At 68.0% G+C, this 21525-nt stretch carries 21 protein-coding genes and 1 tRNA gene; 8 read left to right on the top strand and 14 right to left on the bottom strand.

What is annotated here, in order from left to right; translation table 11 throughout:
* Window positions 1-17: 17 nt before the first annotated feature.
* The 3 genes from OZ403_RS14465 to OZ403_RS14455 form a co-directional block, all read right to left on the bottom strand.
* Entirely contained in the window at window positions 18-644 is a 627-nt protein-coding gene (locus tag OZ403_RS14465; RefSeq protein WP_140790383.1) for a YigZ family protein, read from the bottom strand.
* A 263-nt stretch (window positions 645-907) separates the two neighbouring features.
* The gene (locus OZ403_RS14460; RefSeq protein WP_268784432.1) at window positions 908-2341 is read right to left on the bottom strand and encodes an aldehyde dehydrogenase family protein; all 1434 of its coding nucleotides are present in this window, start codon (window positions 2339-2341) and stop codon (window positions 908-910) included.
* 35 nt (window positions 2342-2376) lie between these two features.
* Window positions 2377-4014, bottom strand: coding sequence for an acetolactate synthase large subunit (locus OZ403_RS14455; RefSeq protein ID WP_268784431.1), 1638 nt, complete (start codon window positions 4012-4014; stop codon window positions 2377-2379).
* A 108-nt stretch (window positions 4015-4122) separates the two neighbouring features.
* On the opposite strand from OZ403_RS14455, the gene OZ403_RS14450 reads away from it, so the two are divergent.
* Window positions 4123-5007 carry a LysR substrate-binding domain-containing protein gene (locus OZ403_RS14450; RefSeq protein WP_140790377.1) on the top strand — a complete coding sequence of 295 codons (885 nt, stop codon included), beginning with the start codon at window positions 4123-4125 and terminating at the stop codon, window positions 5005-5007.
* A 7-nt stretch (window positions 5008-5014) separates the two neighbouring features.
* Here OZ403_RS14450 and OZ403_RS14445 read toward each other — a convergent pair whose 3' ends face one another.
* The gene (locus tag OZ403_RS14445) at window positions 5015-6559 is read right to left on the bottom strand and encodes an aldehyde dehydrogenase family protein (RefSeq protein ID WP_268784430.1); all 1545 of its coding nucleotides are present in this window, start codon (window positions 6557-6559) and stop codon (window positions 5015-5017) included.
* A gap of 287 nt (window positions 6560-6846) precedes the next feature.
* Here OZ403_RS14445 and OZ403_RS14440 point away from each other — a divergent pair, with 287 nt between their 5' ends.
* Both OZ403_RS14440 and OZ403_RS14435 read left to right on the top strand, forming a co-directional pair.
* Window positions 6847-8202: a serine/threonine-protein kinase gene (locus OZ403_RS14440; RefSeq protein WP_140796451.1), complete on the top strand. Its 1356-nt coding sequence runs from the start codon at window positions 6847-6849 to the stop codon at window positions 8200-8202.
* A 79-nt stretch (window positions 8203-8281) separates the two neighbouring features.
* A complete protein-coding gene (locus OZ403_RS14435) occupies window positions 8282-8884 on the top strand; it encodes a GNAT family N-acetyltransferase (protein WP_268784871.1) in 603 nt (200 codons plus the stop codon).
* Window positions 8885-8903: 19 nt separating this feature from the next.
* Here the strand turns inward: OZ403_RS14435 and OZ403_RS14430 are convergent, their stop codons facing one another.
* Window positions 8904-9269, bottom strand: a complete 366-nt coding sequence (locus OZ403_RS14430; protein WP_268784429.1) for a hypothetical protein — start codon at window positions 9267-9269, stop codon at window positions 8904-8906.
* A 728-nt stretch (window positions 9270-9997) separates the two neighbouring features.
* Here OZ403_RS14430 and OZ403_RS14425 point away from each other — a divergent pair.
* Window positions 9998-11014 carry a hypothetical protein gene (locus tag OZ403_RS14425; protein ID WP_140874556.1) on the top strand — a complete coding sequence of 339 codons (1017 nt, stop codon included), beginning with the start codon at window positions 9998-10000 and terminating at the stop codon, window positions 11012-11014.
* Between the two features lie 141 nt (window positions 11015-11155).
* Here OZ403_RS14425 and OZ403_RS14420 read toward each other — a convergent pair whose 3' ends face one another.
* Both OZ403_RS14420 and OZ403_RS14415 read right to left on the bottom strand, forming a co-directional pair.
* Complete coding sequence (locus tag OZ403_RS14420; protein WP_140790369.1) at window positions 11156-11632, bottom strand: SRPBCC family protein; 477 nt, start codon at window positions 11630-11632, stop codon at window positions 11156-11158.
* Complete coding sequence (locus OZ403_RS14415; RefSeq protein ID WP_268784428.1) at window positions 11629-11997, bottom strand: ArsR/SmtB family transcription factor; 369 nt, start codon at window positions 11995-11997, stop codon at window positions 11629-11631. The genes OZ403_RS14420 and OZ403_RS14415 overlap by 4 nt, the downstream gene beginning before the upstream one ends.
* 250 nt (window positions 11998-12247) lie before the next feature.
* On the opposite strand from OZ403_RS14415, the gene OZ403_RS14410 reads away from it, so the two are divergent.
* The 4 genes from OZ403_RS14410 (at window position 12248) to OZ403_RS14395 (ending at window position 15350) form a co-directional block, all read left to right on the top strand.
* Window positions 12248-12628 carry a 6-pyruvoyl trahydropterin synthase family protein gene (locus OZ403_RS14410; RefSeq protein WP_140790365.1) on the top strand — a complete coding sequence of 127 codons (381 nt, stop codon included), beginning with the start codon at window positions 12248-12250 and terminating at the stop codon, window positions 12626-12628.
* 133 nt (window positions 12629-12761) lie between these two features.
* Window positions 12762-13514, top strand: a complete 753-nt coding sequence (locus OZ403_RS14405; RefSeq protein ID WP_268784427.1) for an ABC transporter ATP-binding protein — start codon at window positions 12762-12764, stop codon at window positions 13512-13514.
* Window positions 13511-14293, top strand: a complete 783-nt coding sequence (locus OZ403_RS14400) for an ABC transporter permease (RefSeq protein ID WP_268784426.1) — start codon at window positions 13511-13513, stop codon at window positions 14291-14293. The genes OZ403_RS14405 and OZ403_RS14400 overlap by 4 nt, the downstream gene beginning before the upstream one ends.
* Before the next feature lie 22 nt (window positions 14294-14315).
* Entirely contained in the window at window positions 14316-15350 is a 1035-nt protein-coding gene (locus OZ403_RS14395; RefSeq protein ID WP_268784425.1) for an ABC transporter substrate-binding protein, read from the top strand.
* A 169-nt stretch (window positions 15351-15519) separates the two neighbouring features.
* Here OZ403_RS14395 and OZ403_RS14390 read toward each other — a convergent pair whose 3' ends face one another.
* The 7 genes from OZ403_RS14390 to gap form a co-directional block, all read right to left on the bottom strand.
* Window positions 15520-16440 (bottom strand): type VI immunity family protein, encoded by a 921-nt coding sequence (locus OZ403_RS14390; RefSeq protein ID WP_268784424.1) that lies wholly within the window; start codon window positions 16438-16440, stop codon window positions 15520-15522.
* On the bottom strand, window positions 16437-16997 hold the full coding sequence (locus OZ403_RS14385; RefSeq protein ID WP_237078285.1) for a hypothetical protein: 561 nt from the start codon (window positions 16995-16997) through the stop codon (window positions 16437-16439). The genes OZ403_RS14390 and OZ403_RS14385 overlap by 4 nt, the downstream gene beginning before the upstream one ends.
* Window positions 16998-17725: 728 nt before the next feature.
* Window positions 17726-17807: transfer RNA gene (locus OZ403_RS14375), tRNA-Leu, on the bottom strand.
* A 103-nt stretch (window positions 17808-17910) separates the two neighbouring features.
* Window positions 17911-18309: a preprotein translocase subunit SecG gene (secG, locus tag OZ403_RS14370; protein WP_011552885.1), complete on the bottom strand. Its 399-nt coding sequence runs from the start codon at window positions 18307-18309 to the stop codon at window positions 17911-17913.
* Window positions 18310-18404: 95 nt separating this feature from the next.
* Window positions 18405-19175, bottom strand: a complete 771-nt coding sequence (tpiA, locus tag OZ403_RS14365) for a triose-phosphate isomerase (protein WP_268784423.1) — start codon at window positions 19173-19175, stop codon at window positions 18405-18407.
* A gap of 39 nt (window positions 19176-19214) precedes the next feature.
* Window positions 19215-20402, bottom strand: a complete 1188-nt coding sequence (locus OZ403_RS14360; RefSeq protein WP_268784422.1) for a phosphoglycerate kinase — start codon at window positions 20400-20402, stop codon at window positions 19215-19217.
* Window positions 20403-20441: 39 nt separating this feature from the next.
* Window positions 20442-21452: a type I glyceraldehyde-3-phosphate dehydrogenase gene (gene gap / locus OZ403_RS14355; protein WP_011552882.1), complete on the bottom strand. Its 1011-nt coding sequence runs from the start codon at window positions 21450-21452 to the stop codon at window positions 20442-20444.
* Between the last annotated feature and the right edge of the window lie 73 nt (window positions 21453-21525).

The following is a 21525-nucleotide window of genomic DNA, read 5'->3' as shown; positions in this document are numbered from 1 at the left end:
CCCTCCGTGGCCCAGGGTCAATCGTCCGAATCGAGCGGCTCGACGAGCACCTGTCCCAATGTCAGGTCGTTCAACGCGGTCCGCAGGGGCTCCACCTGGGTGACGGGCAGCTCCAGCCGGTACCCCACGGTGGCCGAATACTCCTCCGCCAGCACCTGCACCTCGTAGGACGGCAGCAGGCGGCGCAACCCATCGACGTGGGTGTACTCCACCTCGACGGCCAGTCGGGTCTTGCGCACACGCTCCGTGGTGGGGAGGCTTTCGAGCGCCTGCTGGACGCCAGCCGTATAGGCGCGCACCAGCCCGCCCTTCCCGAGCAGCGTCCCACCGAAGTACCGGGTGACAACCATGGCCACGTCGCCCACGCCCCCGTGGAGCAGGGCGGTGAGCATGGGGCGGCCGGCCGTCCCATGGGGCTCGCCGTCGTCGCTCATGCCCACCTGGGCGGTGGAGCCCGGAGGCCCGACGACGAAGGCCCAGCAGTTGTGGGTGGCGTCGGCGAACTCCTCGCGGACGCGGGCGATGAAGGCCTTCGCCTCTTCCACGGTAGGCGTATGGGCGGCCGTGGTGATGAAGCGGCTCTTCTGGATGTCCTGCTCCACCCGGTGGAGCCCGGCCGGGATGGGGTAGCGCTTCTCGTCCATGGGTGCGGTGGCTGGCGCAGTGTCTCAAGCTGAGCGCGCGCGGGGAAGACGTTCCCCACGTGGGTGGTTTCTACTTCACGAAGCAGCGCTCCGAAGAAGGCAGCACGTAAAAGGTCGTCACCGAGACTGAAACTCGACGTGGCGCCCCTGGCCCCGCGGCCTCCGTGGGGTCCTTGGCCCGTCGACTCACCTCACTGAAGTGGGTGCATGCCCCTTCGCACGCGACTGCTTCGTACCCTTTCGAAGGGAGCGTCTCCGGGCGCTCACGCCTGACGCAGCACCAGCAACCGAAGCTCTGTCATGTCCTCGATGGCGTACTTCACGCCCTCGCGGCCGATGCCCGAGCCCTTCACGCCCCCGTAGGGCATGGTGTCGACGCGGAAGCTCGGCACGTCGCCCACGACGACTCCGCCCACCTCCAGTTCGTCCCAGGCCTTCATCGCCCGCGACAGGTCCTGCGTGAAGATGCCCGCCTGGAGTCCGAAGCGCCCGCTGTTCACCTGGGCCAGGGCCTCGTCGAAGCTGCCAAAGGGCTGGAGCAGGACGACCGGGCCGAAGGCCTCCTCGGTACTCAGTGCGGCGTCGTCGGGCACCGCCTCCAGCACCGTGGCATCGAGCACCGAACCCCGCCGTCCGCCACCCGTGAGTACCCGCGCTCCACGCTGTACGGCCTGCTGAATCCAGTCCTCCAGGCGCCGCGCCGCGGGCTCGTCAATCATGGGCCCCAGCGTCGTGGCCTCGTCCGACGGATTACCCGGCCGCAGAGCCTTCGCTCGTTCAACGAGCTTCTCGCGAAGCGCATCGTAGAGCGACGCATGGACCAGCACGCGCTGCACCGAGATGCAGCTCTGCCCGGCCTGGAAGAAGGCCCCCTGCGCCACCCGGTCCGCGATGAAGTCCAGCGGCGCGCCCGGCGCCTCGTCCACCACGCAGGCCGCGTTGCCGCCCAGCTCCAGCACCACCTTCTTCCGGCCCGCCCGCGCCTTCAGCTCCCACCCCACCTTCTCCGAGCCCGTGAACGAGAGCAGCTTCAGCCGGTCGTCCTCGATGAGCGGCCCGATGTCCTCCAGCCGCACGGGCAGCACGGAGAATGCCCCCTCGGGCAGCTCCGTCTCCGCCAGGACCTCCGCCATGATGAGCGCGCTCACCGGCGTGCGGTCCGAAGGCTTGAGGATGAACGGGCAGCCCGCGGCGATGGCAGGCGCCACCTTGTGCGCCACCAGGTTGAGCGGGAAGTTGAACGGGGTGATGAACGAGCACGGCCCCACCGGCACGCGCTGGGTGAAGCCCCGGTAGCCCGCGGCGCGCTTCGACACCTCCAGGTTCAGCACCTCGCCCCCGCCGCGCACGGCCTCCTCGGCGGCGGCCTTGAAGGTGTCGATGAGCCGCTCCACCTCACCCCGCGCGTCGCGCAGCGGCTTGCCCGCTTCGATGCAGAGCGCCAGTGCCAGTTCCTCCGCGCGCTCGCGGAAGCGGCGCACGCAGTGTTCGAGCACGGCCTGCCGCGCGTACGGGGCCATCTTCCGCATGGGCTCGGCCGCGCGCACGGCGGCGGCGATGGCCTCCTCGACGGCCGCGACATCCGCGACCGCGACGTGCGTCACGACCTCGCCCGAGTACTTATGGGTGACGGCCAGCTCCGCGTTGGGCTGCCGGGGACGGTTGGCCAGGTAGTACGAATAACGTTCAGCCAGCATGGTGTTCCTCCAGTGTTCGCGAACCGCCGTTCCCCTCAGAGCGCGGCGAGCTCCTCCGCGCCCGCGCCGAGCGCCCGTGCGTTGTCCGAATAGTCGATGGGCACGTCGATGACGTGGACGCCGCTCGACAACAGGCAGCGAGCCAGCGTGGCGCCGAACTCCGTCGCGCTGGTCGGCCGGTGGCCATGGGCCCCATACGCCTCCGCGTAGCGAACGAAGTCCGGGTTCCCCAGCGCCATGCCGAAGTCCGGCAGACCCATCTCCCCCTGCTTCCAGCGAATCATCCCGTAGCCGTCGTCGCGTACGACGACCACCGTCAGGTCCAGGCCCAGCCGAACGGCCGTCTCCAGTTCCTGCGAGTTCATCATGAACCCGCCGTCTCCGCAGACCGCCACCACCTTGCGGCGGGGATGCACCAGCTTCGCCGCGATGGCCGAAGGCAGCCCCGCGCCCATCGTCGCCAGTGCGTTGTCGAGCAGCAGCGTGTTGGGCCGGCGCGTACGGTAGTAGCGAGCGAACCACAGCTTGTACATGCCGTTGTCCAGGCACACGATGCCGTCGTCCGGTAGCGCGCGCCGCAGCTCGGCGACGAGCCGCGCGGGGTAGATGGGGAAGCGGTCGTCATCCCCACCGTGCGCGAGCTGCGCCGCGAGTCCCGCGCGGAACTTCTCGAAGGGTGCGAAGTCCCAGTGCGCGCGAGGCCCCAGTCCTTCACCGATGCGCCACACCGCGTTCGCGATGTCGCCCGTCACCTCCAACTGCGGGAAGTACACGGGGTCCACCGCCGCCGACGAGAAGTTGAGGTGCACCACCGTGCGGCGGCTGTCGCGCATGAAGAACGGCGGCTTCTCGATGACGTCGTGGCCCACGTTGATGATGCAGTCCGAGGCCTCGATGGCGCGGTGGACGAAGTCCCCTTCCGACAGCGCCGCCGTGCCCAGCCACAGGGGATGCGCCTCGTCCACGACACCCTTGCCCATCTGCGTGCTGAAGAAGGGAATGCCCGTCTTGTCCACGAAGACGCGGAGCATCTCCGAGGTGAGTTTGCGGTTGGCGCCTGCGCCAATCATGAGCAAGGGCCGGCGAGCGGAAGCAATCGCCTCGACCGCCAGCGCGATGGACGCCTCGTCCGCCACGGGCCGGCGCTGGGCACTGGGCGCCAGCAGCACGGCGTCGGTCGACTCCCGGGCCACGTCCTCCGGCAGCTCCAGGTGCGTCGCGCCGGGACGCTCCTCCTCGGCGCGGCGGAACGCCTCACGCACGGCCGAAGGGACATGCTCCGCCGAAACGAGCGTGCGCGTCAGCTTCGTCAGCGGGCGCATCATCCCCACCACGTCGACAATCTGGAAGTGGCCCTGCTTGCCGGCCCGGATGGGCTTCTGTCCGGTGACCATCACCATGGGCATGGCGCCGAGCTGCGCGTAGGCGGCGGCAGTGACGAGGTTGGTCGCCCCGGGCCCCAGCGTCGACAGGACGACGCCCGCGCGGCCGGTGAGCCGCCCATACGTGGCCGCCATGAAGCCCGCGGCCTGCTCATGACGGGTGAGCACCAGCCGCATGCCCGCGGCCCGCATGGCCTCGATGACGTCCAGGTTCTCCTCTCCCGGAAGCCCGAAGACGCTGCGCACGCCCTCCGCTTCCAACGCTTTGACGAACAGGTCTGCCGCCTTCATCGGGTGCCTCCTTCGCGACCTCGCGATGGGAGAACACTTACGCGCGGGCCATGATTGGTACATTCGTTTGTTCCCATGGCTCCGATAGGCAATGCCTATGATGGAGACATGGAACTGCGCCACCTCCGCTACTTCTCGGCCGTCGCGGACACCCTGCACTTCGGGCGGGCCGCCAGGCGCGTCCACGTCTCGCAGCCCACGCTGTCGCAGCAGATTCGCCAGCTCGAGGAGGAGCTCGGCGCGCCCCTGTTCGAGCGCGCCCGGAGCGGCGTGCGCCTGACCCAGGCGGGCGAGCTGTTCCGTACCTACGCCTCGCGAGCGCTGGAGGACGTGGACGCGGGCAGAGTCGCCGTGGGCGCGCTGCGAGGCCTCACCACCGGCGCCCTGCGCGTGGGCTACCCGCCCAGCATGCGAGGTGTCGTGCTGCCCGCGCTCTCCGCCGTGCTGCGAAAGCACCCGGGATTGGTGCTGAGCGCGGACGAAGCCGTGGTGCGGCGGGTGGAGCGGCGGCTGGCGGATGGCCGTCTCGACGTGGGGTTGGGCTACGCCCCCGCGCGCTCACCGGACCTGGAGGCGGAGCCCGTCTTCGACAGCAAGCTGGCGCTGGTGGTCGCCAAGGGACATCCCCTGGCGAAGCTGGAGACCGTGGGCGCGAAGCCCCTGGCCCAGGAGCCCTTCGCGCTGCTCTCCCGAGGGTTGCGCGTGCGAGCCCGCGTGGATGCCTGGTTCGCCGCCATCCGGATTGCGCCACATGTCGCGTTGGAGTCGAACGCCGTGGCCACGGTGCTGGCCACCGTTCGCGCGGGGCTCGCGGTGACGGTGCTCCCGGAGCCTCAACTCGCGGATGCCGCGGGGCTGGTGGTGAAGCGGCTCTCCCCTGCCCCCCGGGCCGAACTCGCGGCGCTCCTGTGGCGAAAAGGCGCGCCGCGCACGCCCGCCGCGGAACTGTTCGCGGCCGAGGTGCGCGGCGCCAGACGCCCGAGCAGACGATGAGCCCGCTTCAACGCGTGTCGGGGAGCTGCGTGTACTCGTGGAAGTTGCCGTGCAGCCGCTCGCCCGGTTCGCCCTCGGTGACGGCCTGGACCAGGTACTTGCCGCCCACGAAGCACCCCTTCCACGAACCCCCGATGCCGCCGAAGACCTCTTCCCGGTCTCCACGCGAGCGCGGGGCGTTGTGGCCCACCTTGAAGGCGCGCAGCTCGCTGGAGACGCGCTTGCACGTGTCGGGCTCGTCGCAGGCGATGGAGGCCACCAGAGAGCCGTTGGACACGTTCATCTCCGCGATGAGCTCTTCCTCGCTGTCCACGACGACCAGCGTGTCCACGGGGCCGAAGGGCTCGCCGTGGTAGAGCTTGCAGTTGCGCGGCACGTGGAGCAGCGCGTGCGGGGCCAGGTACGCGGAGACGTCCTGGTCCGGCAGGAAGCGATCCGCGTCCAGCCGCCCGGCGAAGAGGGGCACGGCGCCGCGGCCCTCCGCCTCACTCATATGGCCGTGAAGCTCCTCGACCTTCTGACTGTTGATGAGCGGGCCGAAGTCGAGCGCGGGTGGCTCGCCATCCGGAGTCTCCGCCAGCAGCGGGTGCCCCACCTTCAGGGCGGAGACGACGGGCAGGTACGTCTCCAGGAAGCGCGGCATCAGGCTCCGCTCCACGACGAAGCGCGGGTACGCGGTGCAGCGCTGCTTGCCGTACTCGAAGCCCTTCTTGAGCTGCTTCGCCAGCCCGTCCCAGTCGCTGAAGTGCCAGATGCCGTAGGCGTTCACCCCTTCCATCTCCAGCATGTAGCGCTTGTTGCGGTCATAGAGGCTGGCGGCGATGTCCCGCCCGTTCGCCTTGCCGCCCACGAAGGACAGGCAGGCGATCTCCGGATTGCGCACCAGCGCGTCGCTGAGCTGTCCGCCCGAGCCACTGATGAGCGACACAGGCAGCCCGCAGCGGCGCGCGAGCGCCATGCAGAGCGTCAGCGAGAAGAGCCCACCATCCGTGGGCGTCTTGGCGATGGCGCTGTTGCCCGCGAGCACCTGGACCAGCACCGCGTGGACCAGCACCGACAGCGGGTAGTTCCATGAAGCGATGTTGGAGATGAGCCCCAGCGGACGGCGGCCCTCCACCATGGGCTCGATTTGGGAGACGTACCACTCCACGCCAGTGATACAGCGGTCCACGCTGACGCGGGCCTGTGGCACCGGCTTGCCAATCTCCCAGGCCAGGATGAGGGCCAGCAGTTCGCGCTGCTCACGCAGCAGGGACAGGCACTGGGTGACGCGCTCCTTGCGCGCATCGAGGTCCTGGTGGGCCCAGGTCCGTGCCTCCGCGGCGGCGGCGCTCGCGGCGACGCGCGCGGTGTTCGCATCAATCATGGGCAGGCGGCCCAGGACGGTGCCGTCCACCGGGGACAGGTAGGGCTTCCCCTTTCCGGGATGCCCCCATTCCCCCGCGATGAGGTTGAGCACTCGGCCAGACGGGTCGAACGCCTCGGGAATGAGCGCCCGGATTCGGCGCTCCAGATTGGACCACTCCGCGTAAGCAGGCACCACACTTGCCATGAACACGCCCTCCCCCGGAAGGAGACCAGGCCGACACTCCACCCGGCATCGGCACATTGCGTCAAGGTGATGGCAAGTGAGGCGCGCGGCAACCGCCGCCCCGCGGCCACGGGTTGCGTCGCTTTTCGCGCGCTGCTCCTTCCAGATTTCTTCCCAGCGTTCCGTTTTGACCTGACAGATTCCGGTGCAAACTGACTACTCAGGAAGTAGCCTCCGCCAGCATGGGGCTCCCTTTCCTGAATCCGGCCCGACTTCCACCCGGAACCCGGGTGGGCCCGTGGCGCCTCATGGACCTGCGAGGCCGAGGTACCTACGGCGCCGTCTACCGGGCCCGGCACATCACGGGCACACACACCGTGGCCCTCAAGCTGGCCCTGCATGCCCGGGACGAACGCTTCGCGCGCGAGGCCGAGCTGCTGTCCCGCATCCATCACCCCGCCGTTCCCCGGTTGCGAGCGAGCGGGAATTGGCAACCCGCCAAGGGACCGCCCCACCCCTACCTCGCGATGGACTGGGTAGAGGGCACGCCGCTCTACGATTGGGCCAGCGAGCACCGTCCCACGTCGCGGCAGGTGATGGCCCTGCTCGCGAGGCTGGCGCGGGCGCTCGAAGCCACCCACGCGGCCGGGGGGCTGCACCGGGACGTCAAAGGGCACAACGTGCTGGTCCGCGAGGCCGACGGGCAGGCGTTCCTCATGGACTTCGGTTCCAGTCACTACGTGGGTGCCGCGACGCAGACGAGCTCGCCGTTTCCACCAGGGACGCCGGCCTATCGGTCCCCTGAAGCGTGGCGCTTCGCTGCAGGTGACTCCGCGCCGCCGTATGCGCCGGGACAGGCGGATGACGTCTTCGCGCTAGGGGTCACCGCGTTCCGGATGATCACGGGGCGATATCCGCCGTCGACGCATCCTGACGTGGCGGAGTCGAGGTTCTGGCACACCGAGCGAGCCCAGGCCCCGTCGCCGCGTGACGCGAATGGGCACTGCAGCCTGGAGTTGAGCGCGTTGGTGTCGCGGATGCTCGCCCCAAGCCTCCATGTGCGAGGCAGCGCACGCGAGCTGGCGGAGTCTCTGGATTCCGCGGTGGCACGGGCGGGCTCGGAGTCGGATGTGCCACTCATGGTGGGAGGTGCCCTTCACTCCCTTGCGTCGGCGCAGTGGAATGAACGTTCCCTCCGCCATCGAGCCCGACGAACCCGGTGGCCATGGGTCGCCATCATCGGACTTGGAGGCCCCCTCGTGCTGAGCCTCGGCTGGCGGCCCCGAGCGGGAGCCTCAGTCACCATGGTGCCCGAGCCGGCTGTGATGTCCATCGACACAACGGATGGAGGCACGGTCGCTGTCGGAGACAGTGTGTTCGCGGCGCCGGCATCTCCCATCCAGGCCCCCGTTGCATGGTCGACCATCGCCCTGGAGATGCCACCCCGACCCTTTCCCGGGCAGACCCGGCCAGACGCATCAGGACGGTGCCCACGCAAGCTCCAAGTCCCCATCAACGGTGGCTGCTGGGTGAAGCTGGCCGTCGATAACCTGAAGGACTGTGACGAGGACGGGTATGTCCACAAGGGCGCCTGCTATGGCCCCGCATTTCCCCCCACGCGGCCCGCCACTTCGAGCCCCGCCCACTGCCCTACGCGCCACTGAAGCGCAGACCGTGTCGCCCGCCTGCCCGCACCCCGTGTCGCTTCGGCAAGGCGCACCGCTGCGGCATATCCTGCTGTCGATGAAGCCCACCTACACAGTCACCGCCGTGCGGAACCGGGACGAGTTGGAGCACATCCTGGCGCTGCAACAGAAGAACCTGAAGCAGGCGCTGTCCGCGGACGAGATGCGCTCACAGGGGTTCGTCACGGTTCAGCACGACCTGCCGGCACTGGAACAGATGCACGCCATGGCGCCTAGCATCGTCGCCCGCCACGATGGAGTGCTGGTGGCCTACGCTCTGTCGATGCCGCGCGAGGCCCGCGCGCTGGCCCCCATCCTGGAGCCCATGTTCACGCTGCTCGATTCGCTCGAGTTCCGAAGCAAGTCGCTGCGCGACTACCGCTTCTACGTGATGGGGCAGATCTGCATCGACAAGGCGCACCGGGGACAGGGCTTGTTCGACCGGCTCTACCACCAGCACCGGGACCACTTCAGAGATCAGTTCGACCTCATCGTCACCGAGATTTCCGTGCGGAACCTCCGCTCCCTGCGCGCGCACGAGCGGGTCGGCTTCGAGACGCTCCACACCTACCGGGACGCGACGGACGAATGGGCCGTGGTCGCCTGGGACTGGGCGCCGCCACGTCCCCCGGATGTCACCCCCGAGGGGAACACGCGCTAAGCGTTGAGCCAGTCCCTCATCAAGGGAACTGGCGTTGCACACGCGCGCTGAGCCCGATGAGGGCCGCACGGTCCTCCGCGCTCATGATGGCCCCAAAGGCCCGAGCCTCGGCGGAAGGATCGCGCTGGAAGAACTCCGTCTCGCGCCGAGCGAACTCCGCGATGTTGGCCTCGGTCGCGGGCTGGCTGAGCAACTCTCGCTGCTGCGCGTAGAAGTCCCCCACCTGGCCTGCGCCGAACTCACGAGCGTAGGCCTCCACGGCGGGCCCCAGTCGCGTCAGCGGCCTCGTCACGCCAGAGGCTTGAAGCGCGGGGCCCACGAGGGGCACGGCGTGAACCACGGCGCCCGGCAAGGCCCCCACGGCATGCCCGGCCGTGCCCAGCATCCCCACAGCCCCCGACAGCAAGGGCCGGATGGCCGCCCCGACCGAACCCGGGGGACTCTGCCGCGTGACCTCCAGAGCCCGCTGGCGCTGTCCGCCGGATGGAGCGGCACCTTGACCGGAGAGATTCACCAGAGGGGCTGAACGCGGTGGCTCGAAGCGGTCCCTGGAAGGCGGCGGCTGCCGAGCAGCACTCCCAGGCGCCGATGGCGGCGTGGCCACGGAATCCCGAACATGGGACGCGGATGGCGCCACAGCGGGGCGAGGCGCGACTCCAGGACGAATCGGACTGGTGTTCCCCATGCCGGAGAGCATATCACAGGCTATTCTAGATAAACTGATATCCTGACCGTCCCATCCGTTCGCCCCTCAACGCTCCAGGCAACCCGGACCAACGGCCTCGGCAGCGCACGCAATGACTCATCCGCTGTAGCAAGAAGCGACGTGTCACGTTGAAAACAGACGCCAGACACGTCCAATCCCTCATCATCCATCCACGCCCTGGGAGCCGCGAAATCCGCGGCATCGGGCAAGGGACGCCCAGGGTCGCTTCAGAGGGAGACAGGCACCCTATCGCGACGGAAAGAGGGCCCCTTCCACACCTGGAGTGCACAGTCCTGGGAACAAATTTGTGACACGGCACAAACATGAATCCGGATTGCCAGGAACATTCGAGTTTGATGTATTAAAGCCGTCTCACTTCGTTGTCCCCCCTAGCAGGAGTTCCCCCGATGCGTCGTTATGTTGGATCTGCCTTCCTCGCCGCCGGTCTGCTCGTTGGCTGTGGTCCGAGCGAAACCGAAACGTCCACGCAGCAGCCCCAGGAGCAGCAGCAGGGGCTGCTGACGGAGGCTGACGTGGACGTTGCCACCGAGTGCCAGGGCATTCTCCAGTTCGTCAATGAAGCGACGTTCAACACGCTGGACGCCTATCTGCCCAGCAACGTCGTCCACAACCTGGTCAACCGGCGCGCGGTTTCGCAGTTCGCCTCCCTGGCGGATATCTCCTCCGTGGCGCTGGTCGGTCCGGCGCGTCTGCAGCAGATCGAGCAGGGCGCCCGGAGCCAGGACTACATCGACGCGGACTGCTACGGCATCGCGGATGGGCTGGCCCTGTCGCAGGATGACGCGGCTGCCATCGTGTCGCTGGTCAACAGCATCAGCTCCACCGAGCTGCACGACATCCTCCCCTACGCCTGGAACGGAGCGCTGAACCTGCGCAACCAGCGCCCGTTCACGAACGCGGACGCCATCGCGAACACGACGGGCATCGCCGACGTGAGCTTCCGCAACCTCCGCAACGCGGCCACGCTGAGCCGCCCGTTCGAGGCGCTCATCAACGCGGTGAACAACCTGCCGCGGCCGCACGGTGGTGTGTTCATGGCGCGCCACTTCGACTGGTGGGCGAACATGAACGGCCAGTTCCACAACTTCCAGATCCAGGAGTGCTTCGGCGAAAGGACGGAGCGGGTGTCCGAACCGGATAACCACCGCGGGACGGATGCTGACGCCGCCGAGGTTCGCGCCCATGTCGAGGCGTTCGTCAACGCTGCCGCGAGCTTCGGCACGTTGGATCCGGAAGTGAAGGCCGCCGGTCTGGCCAACCTGAACACGCTGATCGATGGCCGCTCGTTCTTCGGCTGCTCCTACGGCTATGCGCGTGACCCCTGGAGCGACCACAGCGCGACGTTCTTCGTCGACACCGAGTCCGGATTCAGCGTGTACACGGACAGCTACTACGCAGAGTGATTCACAGGCGATCCGGACGGGGCTGAACGGCCCGTCCGGGGCGCAGCAGGCGTGAAGCAAACCGAGGACTCCCGCCGAGCCCCTCAAGCACGTGGAACTACTCTCCGTGATGGATTCGATTCGGGACTTCTCGCCGTCCCATCACGCGAAGCGCGAGTCCAGCTTCGTGAGCTGGCTCGTGAAGCCTTCCTGCTGCATCTTCGTGAACTCCTCGCTGTGCATCGCGTCCAGCATCACCACCATGCGAACGCGGTCGCCGCTCGGGAGGAAGTCCACGGCGATCTTGCTTTCGTAGGGAGCGACACCGGGGAGAAAGTCGATGACGTTCGTGAGGACGAGCCGCGAATGTGGCGCCACCTCGGTGAAGCGGGAACGGGTCGCATGGGAGGTCGGCTGGCCCATCTGCTTCATCGCGGCAATCATCTCCGGTGAGTCGGCAATCATGTCGTACCGAAGGGCGCCGCCTACGCGTGCGTCGATTTCGTGCACCGCGGCACGGAAGCCCTGTGGTCCCCACCACGACTCGAAGCCCTCTTTCGTGGTCCAGAGCGCCCAGATGTCCTCGATTCCCGCCCGGTAGGTGCGCTCGATGACGACCTTCGCCTTCTCGTTGCTCATTTCCGCGGCCCCTTCTCTTCGACTCGGCGAGTCTGTTGTTGCTTCTTCTTCTCCAGTGCGGCTCCGAAGCGATCGAGTCGCGCCTCCCACATCTGCCGGTACCCGGTGAGCCACCCATCGAGTTCCTGAAACGGCTCCGGCTTCAAGGCGTAGAGGCGCCGCTGCCCATCCGGCCGCATCGAGACGAAGCCCGATTCCGACAGGATGCGCAGATGCCGCGAGACACCTGACTGGTGGATTCCGGCCTTCTCGACGACGTCACTGACCTGCTGCTCACCGTACCGAAGGGCCTCGACGATGCGGCGGCGCGTCGGGTCGGCGAGCACCTGGAAGATGTCAAGTTGCACGGATGTGCATATACACATCTGTGCATATATCCGTCAAGGCCGGCGCCCACCGCAAGCGCACAGGCCAGACGAGGCGCCGTCGTGTCGGCACCTGGAGCCCTCTGGCAGGGCCCAGCTCGAAAGAACTCCGTGGCGGCAGCCCCGGTTCGGGCTGCCTGCGCCCCCACTCAGCGGGCCGTCGAAGTCGGCTCCGGAGGCGGTATCATGGCGCGTGCCCGCTGAGGGCGGCTCCCCAGAATCTTCCACCACGACTTCGGAGTGGACCGCGATGCACTACTTGAGCCTCACGGGTGAATTCAAAGCATCCCACGCAGTCACCTTCCCGGACGGCCAGCGCGAGCCCCTTCACACGCACGACTGGTGGGTCCGCGTCTGGGTGAAGGCGCGAGCGCTGAACCATTGGGACGTCATCATCGACTTCAAGGATCTCCAGGACATCATCGATCGGGTGTGCCGGGAGCTGCATGACACGAACATCAACGAGCACCCCTACTTCAAGACGGTGAACTGCACGGCCGAGCGCGTCACGGAGTACGTCTTCAAGCAGGTGGAGTCGGGCCTGCCTGAGGGCGTCACGCTCGACCGGGTGCACCTGCGTCGGACGGGCGGCGAGCTTCCAGAGGCCGAGTATGCGCATGCGACGGACTGACCGTTGAGGATGGCTCCTGACTCCGCGCTCGCCTCCCGAGGGCTGGACGGTTAGAAACACTCCTTCCATGGCGCCTCCTGGCCTTCCGTCCCCCGCTCCCCTGGCCCCCATCTCCGGAAGTGGGGGCGTTCGTGTGAAGGTCGAGGGCCTGCGCCGCACCTTCCCTGGCAACGTCGCCGTGCTGTCGGGGCTGGACCTGGACGTGGCGCCCGGTTCGTTCGTGGCGCTGCTCGGTCCCTCCGGGTGCGGCAAGTCCACGCTGCTGCGGCTGGTGGCCGGGCTGGACCGCGCCGAGGCCGGGCACATCTCCTTCACCCCGACGCTGGAGCGACCCCAGGGCGAGCGCGCCCCCATCGCCTACGTCTTCCAGGACGCGCACCTGCTGCCCTGGCGCTCGGTGCTGGACAACGCGGCGCTGCCGCTGGAGCTGACCGGCGTGTCGAAACCGGAGCGGCAGGCTGCCGCGCGCGCCGTGCTCGAGCAGGTGGGGCTCGGTGATGCCACCGACCGCTATCCGGCGGAGCTGTCCGGCGGCATGCGCATGCGCGTGTCCCTGGCACGCGCGCTCGTCACCCACCCCCGGCTGCTGCTGCTCGACGAGCCCTTCGCCGCCCTGGACGAGCTGACGCGCGGCCGGCTGGATGATCAACTCCGCGCGCTGTGGCGCGAGCTGGGGATGACCGTGCTCTTCGTCACCCACTCCATCTCCGAAGCCGCCTACCTGGCCGAGCGGGCCGTGGTCCTGTCGCGACGGCCCGCGCGCGTGGTGCTGGACCGGACGCTGGAGCTGCCAGGTGAGCGCAGCGCATCCCTGCGCACCGAGGCCTCCTTCGCCCGGGAGGCCCGCCTGCTCAACGAGGCCCTGGAACAAGGAGAGCGCTGGTGAACCGCTCAGCCCTTCGCGCGGCGGTCCCTCCGCTGGTGGCGCTCGTCGTCCTGCTGACCCTCTGGGAAGGCACGGTGCGCCTGCTGGAGGTTCCACGCTGGCTGGTGCCCCCGCCCTCGGCCATTGGTGCCGCGGGAGCCCAGGAGGCGTCCTCGCTCCTCGGCGCGGCGGTCACCACGGGCCGCTCCGCCCTGGTCGGCTTCGGGTTGAGCGCGGTCATGGGGGTGCTCGTGGCCGTCCTCCTGGCCTCCTCGCGGATGGTGGAGCGCGCCCTCTACCCCTACACCCTCTTCCTGCAGACAGTGCCCATCGTGGCCATCGCCCCCCTGCTGGTGCTGTGGTTCGGCCCGGGCCCCCGCGCCGTCGCGGTGTCGTCCTTCATCGTCTCGCTCTTCCCGGTCATCGCCAACACGCTCACCGGGCTGCGCTCGGTGGAGCCCTCGCTCCGGGACATGTTCCGCCTCTATGGCGCGCGGCGGCTCGCCACGCTGTGGAAGCTGGAGCTGCCCGCGGCGATGCCACACCTGTTCACGGGGCTGCGCATCGCCTCGGGGCTGGCCGTCATCGGCGCCATCGTCGGCGAGTTCGTCGCCGGCTTCTCCGAGGGCTCCGCGGGGCTGGGAATCCTCGTCCTGGCCGCGTACCGTCAGCTGCGCACGGATCTGCTGTTCGCCGCGGTGCTGGCGGCCTCGGGGCTGGGCCTGGTGTTGTTCGGTGTGGTGAGCCTCACCGGCGCCCGGCTGCTGCGGCGCTGGCACCCGTCGGCGCAGGGAACTTGAATCGCCTGGAAAGGAGCTGAACGTGAGCGGACGCTTCGTGAACCTGTTGGGCTGCGCGGTGCTTCTCGTGGCCGCGAGCGCCTGCTCGCGCCAGAAGGAGGAGCCCAAGCAGGGCTCCCAGGCCGCTACGGGAGCCAGCACCACCCCGCCGAAGGCGGCCGCCCCGGCCAAGGTGCAGCTCGCGCTCAACTGGGTGCCGGAGCCTGAATTCGGCGGCTTCTATGCGGCGCGGGAGTCGGGGGCCTTCTCCCGCCATGGGCTCGAGGTGGAAATCCTCGGCGGAGGAGCCGGCGCCCCCGTGCCGCAGATGGTGGCCACCGGCAAGGCGGAGTTCGGCATCAGCGGCGCCGACGAGCTCCTCGTCGCGCGAGCCCGAGGCCTGGACGTGATTCCGCTGTTCGCGGTGTACCAGACGTCTCCGCACGCCATCATGGCCCACGCCTCTCGCGGGGCGAAGAACATCGCGGACGTGCTGTCCTCGGGCACGGTGGCGCTGGAGCCGGGCCTCTCCTACGTGGCCTTCCTCAAGAAGAAGTACAGCTTCGACAAGGTGAAGGTGGTGCCCTACGACGGGGGCGTCGCGCGCTTCCTGGCGGACAAGGACTTCGCCCAGCAGTGCTTCATCACCGCCGAGCCCATCGCCGCGAAGCGGCAGGGCGCCACGCCAACGGTGTTCCTGGTGGCCGAGGAGGGATTCAACCCGTACCTCGCCGTGGTCATTACCCGGCGCCAGTACTGGAAGGAACAGCCCGAGCGGGTGCAGTCCTTCGTGGCGGCGGTGCGAGAGGGGTGGCGGGCCTACCTGGACAACGCGGGGCCCACCAACGCGGTGATGGGCAAGCTGAACACGACGATGGACGCGGAGACGTTCGCGGCGGGGGCCGAGGCGCAGAAGCCGCTCATCGAGACGGAGGAGACGCGGGCCCGAGGACTTGGCACGATGAACCGCCAGCGGTGGGAGCAGCTGGCCCAGCAGCTCGTGGAGCTGAACCTCATCGAGAAGGCGCCCGCCGCGGACGAGTTCCTGCTGCCGGAGTTCACCGGCTCACGCGATTGAAGCGGCGCGGAGCCGTGTCAGCCAAGAGCCGCGCAGCCCTCTCGAATATCCCCCGGCCGGTGACCCGGGACCTGCGCGACGCAGTGAAGCACGCCAAATGGAGTTGCCCTGTCAAATCGGACAGCTCAGGGGTGAGAGTTAGCAGTACGAAACTCCCGGAGTGAAGCGTTCACAGGCAGTGCCGACGGAGCCAGCGCGTCAGCGCGGCGGTGTCCAGCGGAGGCCAGGTGGAGCGCTCTTCATGGAAGAAGGGTTCGAGCCGCCGCGCCAGGACCCGGTACTGGGGAGGCACGCCCTGTCTCTCCACGTCCATGGCCTCGGGCCCGTCACCCAGTGAGAGCAGCAGGCGATCGGCGTCCAGCGGATGGAAGGTCACGGATGGGAAGTCGAGCGAGCTGAGCAAGGCCTCACCGCCCCCGAGCTGCTCCAGCAGCGGTTGCCCCAGGAACGTGAGCCAATAAGCGCCCTGCGCCCGGGAGCCGATGGTCCGGCTGGTGTCTCCGAAGCGCGGGAGGTCCAAGCCCGGAAAGCGACTGAGCAGGTCAAGGAGTTGCGTCCGGACGGAGAACCCGCCCCCCGCCTGGGAGAGGAGGGCGAGGCTGGCGTAGCCGAAGCTGAATGGCAGCTCGCGCGCGATCTCCAAGGCCAGGGCGCGCAGATGCCCGGGGCCATGCGCCGCGAGGTACTCGGTGGGGAACGAAAAGCAGGCAGCACTCGTGGCCCCGTCGTCTTGAGCGAAGAAGGGTGCGTCGAGCAGTCTCCCGTCGTACTCGAATCGATAGCCGCTTGCTTCCCCCGGAGCCTGCATCAGCTCGACGAGCCATTCGATGCCCCAGGAGCGCTCGACCATCTGCGCGCGGATGTGCTCCCATCCCCGCGCGTCCAGGGGGAGCGTGTCCCCGTCATCCGCCCCATACCAGCCCAGCGCTCCGGCAGGAATGTCGCGCCGGTAGGTCTCCAGTGCACGCCACACCGCCGGAGCCACGTCCGGATGCGAGCGTCGCATGAAGAAGCACAGGACGATGCCATCGCGGACCACGAGGTCCCCGGCGCCGTTCCTCAAACGAATCGTCGGAATCGCATCCTTCATGGAACCATGCCCAGACGCGGGGAGACCATGAACGCATCACCCCGCAGTGCTTCCTTGTAGACCCTGCCCTGATTGGAGCCCGCATAGGCGCTCTTCTCCCCGTAGCGCGTCCAGCGAGGGGCATTGGTGTCAGGGCAGGGAAACTTGAAGTCCAACGTGAGCACGGACATCAACAGGTTGGAATCACCATGAAGGACGATGTCCGGCTTGATGGTGCGCCACAGCTCACGGGTGCAGCCCTGTGCAACCAGGCGCGCCTCCTCTTCCCTGCTGACGGTCTCCAGCAACCGGGCATGCGGATAGAATCGATATCGCTGCTCGATGCTGAATGGCGCGGGCCACAGGTGCTCCAGCACCTCGCGCGCGCATTGAAGGGCGAGCATGTGCTTGCGCTGCCCCAAGAGCATGGCACGGGTGACGACCTCGCCACAGCCGTCCACCTCCACCTCCTGTCCACACTCCTGCCTTGTCGGTGCACGGCCCCCGAAGAGCGCCGCATTCACCTGATGCTCGGCGCGCTGGGCGCACTCCCAAAGCCTGTCCTCGAGATCTGCCACTGCATTGTCGCTCTCAAGCAGCGTGACCAGAACTGGGACGGCGCCAGCAAGCACGGCGGAAGCCGCGTGAGAAGTGGAAGCCAGCGCTCTCGTGCCCTGCCCCAGTGTTGCGGCATGGCGGATGCGCGCGGCGGACTCCGTGTCGAGGCGCAAGTCCTTGCGCGCGGTCCGTGGGCTGCCCGCACAGGCCAGGAGCAGGACACAGCTCGCCCATAGAAGGACGTGCTTCCAGGTCAGGAATTTGCGGACGGGCACGCCTGCCTCCGGACAACCGTCAGTGTCAGGCCGACCATTTCGAGTGGGGCTTCCTGCCCAGGCCTGATGCGTTTTCGCGAGTGAGGATTCGAAGCCGGCGTGCTGGCGCTTCCAAGCGGCGGTGAAGCGGCGTGAAAAGAACTGGCTCGGGATGCGCATTCAGCGCCTCAAGGCGCGAGAGCAATGCCGGGCCGAACAGTCGCCCACACGCGTATGAGAGAGCCATGGGGCCCACCGCCAACGCCCGGCACATCCCCAACGCGGCAATGGCCACTATGTGTTGGACCTCGACCTCCCCATCGGCGTGAAACGACAGTTGCACCGGAGAGTCCCCCGTCCGGGCCGAGTCGCGCTCATCGGTTGCTCCAACCTGGTTCGTTAGCACCTGCCTCCGACAGCCCCGGAGGAACAAGCCGCAGCCTCGGAAACGAAAAAGGCCCCCGAGTCTTTCGACTCGGAGGCCTGATTCGGAGTGCCCAGGGCGGGATTCGAACCCGCACACCTTTCGGCGCCACCCCCTCAAGATGGTGTGTCTACCAGTTCCACCACCTGGGCGTTTGCTGCGGCGTCCATCTACCGGAGCTTGCTGATTCACGCAACGACAATCTCAACCGCTGCGTGAATCAGATTCTTCCTACGAACCACGTACCGCGAACGACTACTGCGCCGGAGCCGGCTCACCCGTCGCCGGGTTGCCACCACCCTCGGCGGGCGGAGTCGACTGCTCGCCGCGCGGCTGCTCCATGCTGCCCGGAGCCGCATCACCCGAGGTCGCCGGGGCCGACTGCGCCGGAGGCGAAGCCACCGAGCCACCCGCCGCCACCGAGGAGCGCAGCCCCACGAAGGACAGGCCGAGCGAGCTGAAGAAGAAGAGCGCGGCGAAGACGCCGGTCAGCTTGCTGAGGAACGTCACCGCACCCCGGCCGCCGAAGGCGCTCGTGGCGGCACCACCGCCCAGCGCGGAGCCCATACCGGCGTCCTTACCCGGCTGGAGCAGAATGACGAAGATCATGAACACGCACACCAGGACGTGCACGATCGTGACGAAGGTCAGCATGTGGACTCTTTCAGACGTTCCGTGAAAAGGAGGCGCACCCTACACCAAAGTGGTGAACGGGTGACAACATCTTCCACCCGCCCCCAGGATCAACTCTAAGTGGCCGCCTTGACGATGGCCGCGAAGTCGCCCGCCTTCAGGCTCGCGCCCCCGACAAGCGCCCCGTCAACGTCCGGCTGGCCCAGCAATTCCGCGGCGTTGTCCGGCTTCACGCTGCCGCCGTACTGGATGCGCACCCGCCCGGCCGTCTCCCCGTCGTACAGCCGCTCGACCAGGCCCCGGATCGCCGCGTGGACCTCCTGCGCCTGCGCCGCCGTGGCGTTGCGCCCCGTGCCAATGGCCCACACCGGCTCGTAGGCCAGCACGAAGCCCGCCACGTCCTTGGCCTCGAAGCCCTCCAGCGCCCCACGCACTTGACGCTCCACCACCGCCAGCGTCTGGTTCTCCTCGCGCTCGGCCAGCGTCTCCCCCACGCAGATGATGGGCGTCATCCCCGCCGCGCGGACCGCCTTCGTCCGCTTGTTCACCTGCTCGTCCGTGTCCCCGAAGAGCTGCCGGCGCTCGGAGTGCCCCACGATGACGTAGGCGCACCCCAGCTCGGCCAGCATCGGCGCGGAAATCTCACCCGTGAAGGCGCCCGAGGACTCCCAGTGGCAGTTCTGCGCCGCCAGCGCCAGCGGCGCGCCTTCCAGCGCGACATGCAGCGGCTGCAACGCCACGAACGGCGGCGCCACCACCACCTCCACGGTGTCCCCCAGGGAGGCCACCTGCCCTCGCAGGTCGCGCACCAGGGCCAGCGCCTCCGGTACCGACTTGTTCATCTTCCAGTTGCCAGCAACGATCTTCCGGCGACGCGCGGTGGCCATGGTGTCCCCCAGGGGTGTGTGGTGTGTCGGACGCGGAGCCTACCGCGTCTCCAGCGCCTTGATGCCCGGCAAGTCGCGTCCTTCCAGGAATTCCAAGGACGCACCTCCACCAGTGGACACATGGCTCATCTTGTCCGCGAAGCCCATCTGCTCCACGGCCGCCGCGCTGTCCCCGCCGCCGATGACGGTGGTGGCCTGCGTGTTGATGGACATGGCCGCGGCGACGGAGCGGGTGCCTTCGGCGAACTTGGGCACCTCGAACAGGCCCATGGGCCCGTTCCACACCACCGTCCTCGCATCGCGGATGTGCTGCGCGAAGATGGCGCGCGTCTTGGGACCGATGTCCAGGCCCATCATGTCCGGCGGAATCGCGTTGTCCGGCGTCTCCTTGGCGGGGCTGTTCTCCGTGGGCTCGGTGCCCACGATGTGGTCCACCGGCAGGACCAGCTGCGTCTTGAACCGGTGCGCCGCCTCCAGCAGGCGCGTGGCCAGCGACAGCTTGTCACCCTCGACGCGGGACTTGCCCACCTCGACGCCCTGCGCCTTCAAGAAGGTGTACGCCATGGCGCCACCGATGAGCAGCGCGTCCACCTTGGGCAGCAGGCTCTCGATGACCTTGATTTTATCGCTCACCTTCGAGCCACCCAGGATGGCCACGAAGGGCTTGTCCGGGTTCCTGAGCACCTTGCCCAGGTACTCGATTTCCTTCCGCATCAGGAAGCCGGCCGCCTTCTCCTTCACGAAGGGCACCATGCCCGCGGTGGACGCGTGGGCGCGGTGGGCGGTGCCGAAGGCGTCGTTGACGTAGACGTCCGCCAGCGCCGCCAGCTCGCGGGCGAACGTCTCGTCGTTGGCCTCCTCTTCCTTGTGGAAGCGGAGGTTCTCCAGGACGACCACCTGGCCCTCCTTGAGTTCCTTCACCTGCTTCTTCACGCCGTCACCGATGCAGTCGTCGGTGAGGATGACTTCGTGCTTGCCGCCAAGCAGCTCGGCGAGCCGCACGGCGACAGGCTCCAGCGACAGCTTCGGGTCCGGCCCCTTGGGGCGGCCGAGGTGGGAGGCCAGGATGACCTTCCCGCCCATGTCGAGCGCGCGCCGGATGGTGGGCATCGCCTCGCGGATGCGGGTGTCGTCGGTCACGCGCCGTCCTTCCATCGGGACGTTGAAGTCCACGCGGATGAAGACGCGCTTCCCGGTCAGCTGCAGATCATCGATGTAACGGATCATCTCGGTCCTTCCCTCTCGGTGCCCTGAACGCCCTTGGGACTAGACGCCCTTGGAGACGAGGAACTTCGCCGTGTCCACCATGCGGTTGGAGAAGCCCCACTCGTTGTCGTACCAGGCCATGACCTTGAGCAGGTTGTCGCCCATCACGAAGCAGTTGGTGGAGTCGAAGATGGCCGAGTGCGGGTTGCCGTTGTAGTCCACCGACACCGTCTGCGCGTCGCTGAACTCCAGCACGCCCTTGAGCGGGCCTTCGGCGGCCTTGCGGAAGGCCTCGATGACGGCCTCGGCGGTGACCTTCTTCTCGGTGTTCACCGTCAGGTCCACCAGGGACACGTTCGGGGTGGGCACGCGGACGGCCAGGCCGTGCATCTTGCCCTTGAGCTGCGGAATCACCTCACCGATGGCCTTCGCGGCGCCGGTGCTGGTGGGAATCATGGAGAGCGCGGCGGCGCGGGCGCGGCGCATGTCCTCGTGGGTGAGGTCCAGGATGCGCTGGTCGTTGGTGTAGCTGTGGACCGTGGTCATCAGGCCCTTCTCGATGCCGAAGTTGTCCACCAGCACCTTGGCGATGGGCGCCAGGCAGTTGGTGGTGCACGAGGCGTTCGAGATGACGTGGTGCTTCGCCGGGTCATACTCGTTGTGGTTGATGCCGTAAGCGATGGTGATGTCCGGGCCCTTGGCCGGGGCGGAGATGATGACCTTCTTCGCGCCCGCCTTCAGGTGCTTCTCCGCCGCGTCGCGCGCGGTGAAGCGACCGGTGCACTCCAGCACCACGTCCACGTTCAGGCTCTTCCAGGGCAGCGCCGTCGGGTCCTTCTCCGCGGTGACGGTGATCTCCTTGCCGTCCACCACGATGCCCTTCTCCGTCGCCTTCACCTCGCCCGGCCAGGTGCGGTGCACGGAGTCGTACTTGAACAGGTGCGCCAGCGCCGCGGGCTTGTCGAGGTCGTTGATGGCGACAATCTCGAGGTCTTCCTTGCGGCTGAGCACCGCGCGGAGGATGCAGCGACCGATGCGGCCAAAGCCATTGATGGCAATCCGGGTAGCCATGTTCGTCGTCTCCTTGAGCAGTGGGTGCCAGGCACCCACGGGTCGTCACGTCAAAATCGAAGGCGGGCGACCG

This window comes from Myxococcus sp. NMCA1 (assembly GCF_026810205.1).
In the GTDB taxonomy this organism is placed as follows: Bacteria; Myxococcota; Myxococcia; order Myxococcales; family Myxococcaceae; genus Myxococcus; species Myxococcus xanthus_A.
Note: the sequence above shows the minus strand (reverse complement) of the source record. Positions and strands in the feature narration are given on the sequence as shown.

What these genes read in the sequence shown, in the direction of transcription:
- OZ403_RS14465 (WP_140790383.1), bottom strand. Translation starts at nt 644, where the DNA reads ATGGACGAGAAGCGCTACCCCATCCCGGCCGGGCTCCACCGGGTGGAG.
- OZ403_RS14460 (WP_268784432.1), bottom strand. Translation starts at nt 2,341, where the DNA reads ATGCTGGCTGAACGTTATTCGTACTACCTGGCCAACCGTCCCCGGCAG.
- OZ403_RS14455 (WP_268784431.1), bottom strand. Translation starts at nt 4,014, where the DNA reads ATGAAGGCGGCAGACCTGTTCGTCAAAGCGTTGGAAGCGGAGGGCGTG.
- OZ403_RS14450 (WP_140790377.1), top strand. Translation starts at nt 4,123, where the DNA reads ATGGAACTGCGCCACCTCCGCTACTTCTCGGCCGTCGCGGACACCCTG.
- OZ403_RS14445 (WP_268784430.1), bottom strand. Translation starts at nt 6,559, where the DNA reads ATGGCAAGTGTGGTGCCTGCTTACGCGGAGTGGTCCAATCTGGAGCGC.
- OZ403_RS14440 (WP_140796451.1), top strand. Translation starts at nt 6,847, where the DNA reads ATGGACCTGCGAGGCCGAGGTACCTACGGCGCCGTCTACCGGGCCCGG.
- OZ403_RS14435 (WP_268784871.1), top strand. Translation starts at nt 8,282, where the DNA reads ATGAAGCCCACCTACACAGTCACCGCCGTGCGGAACCGGGACGAGTTG.
- OZ403_RS14430 (WP_268784429.1), bottom strand. Translation starts at nt 9,269, where the DNA reads ATGCTGGGCACGGCCGGGCATGCCGTGGGGGCCTTGCCGGGCGCCGTG.
- OZ403_RS14425 (WP_140874556.1), top strand. Translation starts at nt 9,998, where the DNA reads ATGCGTCGTTATGTTGGATCTGCCTTCCTCGCCGCCGGTCTGCTCGTT.
- OZ403_RS14420 (WP_140790369.1), bottom strand. Translation starts at nt 11,632, where the DNA reads ATGAGCAACGAGAAGGCGAAGGTCGTCATCGAGCGCACCTACCGGGCG.
- OZ403_RS14415 (WP_268784428.1), bottom strand. Translation starts at nt 11,997, where the DNA reads ATGTGTATATGCACATCCGTGCAACTTGACATCTTCCAGGTGCTCGCC.
- OZ403_RS14410 (WP_140790365.1), top strand. Translation starts at nt 12,248, where the DNA reads ATGCACTACTTGAGCCTCACGGGTGAATTCAAAGCATCCCACGCAGTC.
- OZ403_RS14390 (WP_268784424.1), bottom strand. Translation starts at nt 16,440, where the DNA reads ATGAAGGATGCGATTCCGACGATTCGTTTGAGGAACGGCGCCGGGGAC.
- secG (WP_011552885.1), bottom strand. Translation starts at nt 18,309, where the DNA reads ATGCTGACCTTCGTCACGATCGTGCACGTCCTGGTGTGCGTGTTCATG.
- tpiA (WP_268784423.1), bottom strand. Translation starts at nt 19,175, where the DNA reads ATGGCCACCGCGCGTCGCCGGAAGATCGTTGCTGGCAACTGGAAGATG.
- OZ403_RS14360 (WP_268784422.1), bottom strand. Translation starts at nt 20,402, where the DNA reads ATGATCCGTTACATCGATGATCTGCAGCTGACCGGGAAGCGCGTCTTC.
- gap (WP_011552882.1), bottom strand. Translation starts at nt 21,452, where the DNA reads ATGGCTACCCGGATTGCCATCAATGGCTTTGGCCGCATCGGTCGCTGC.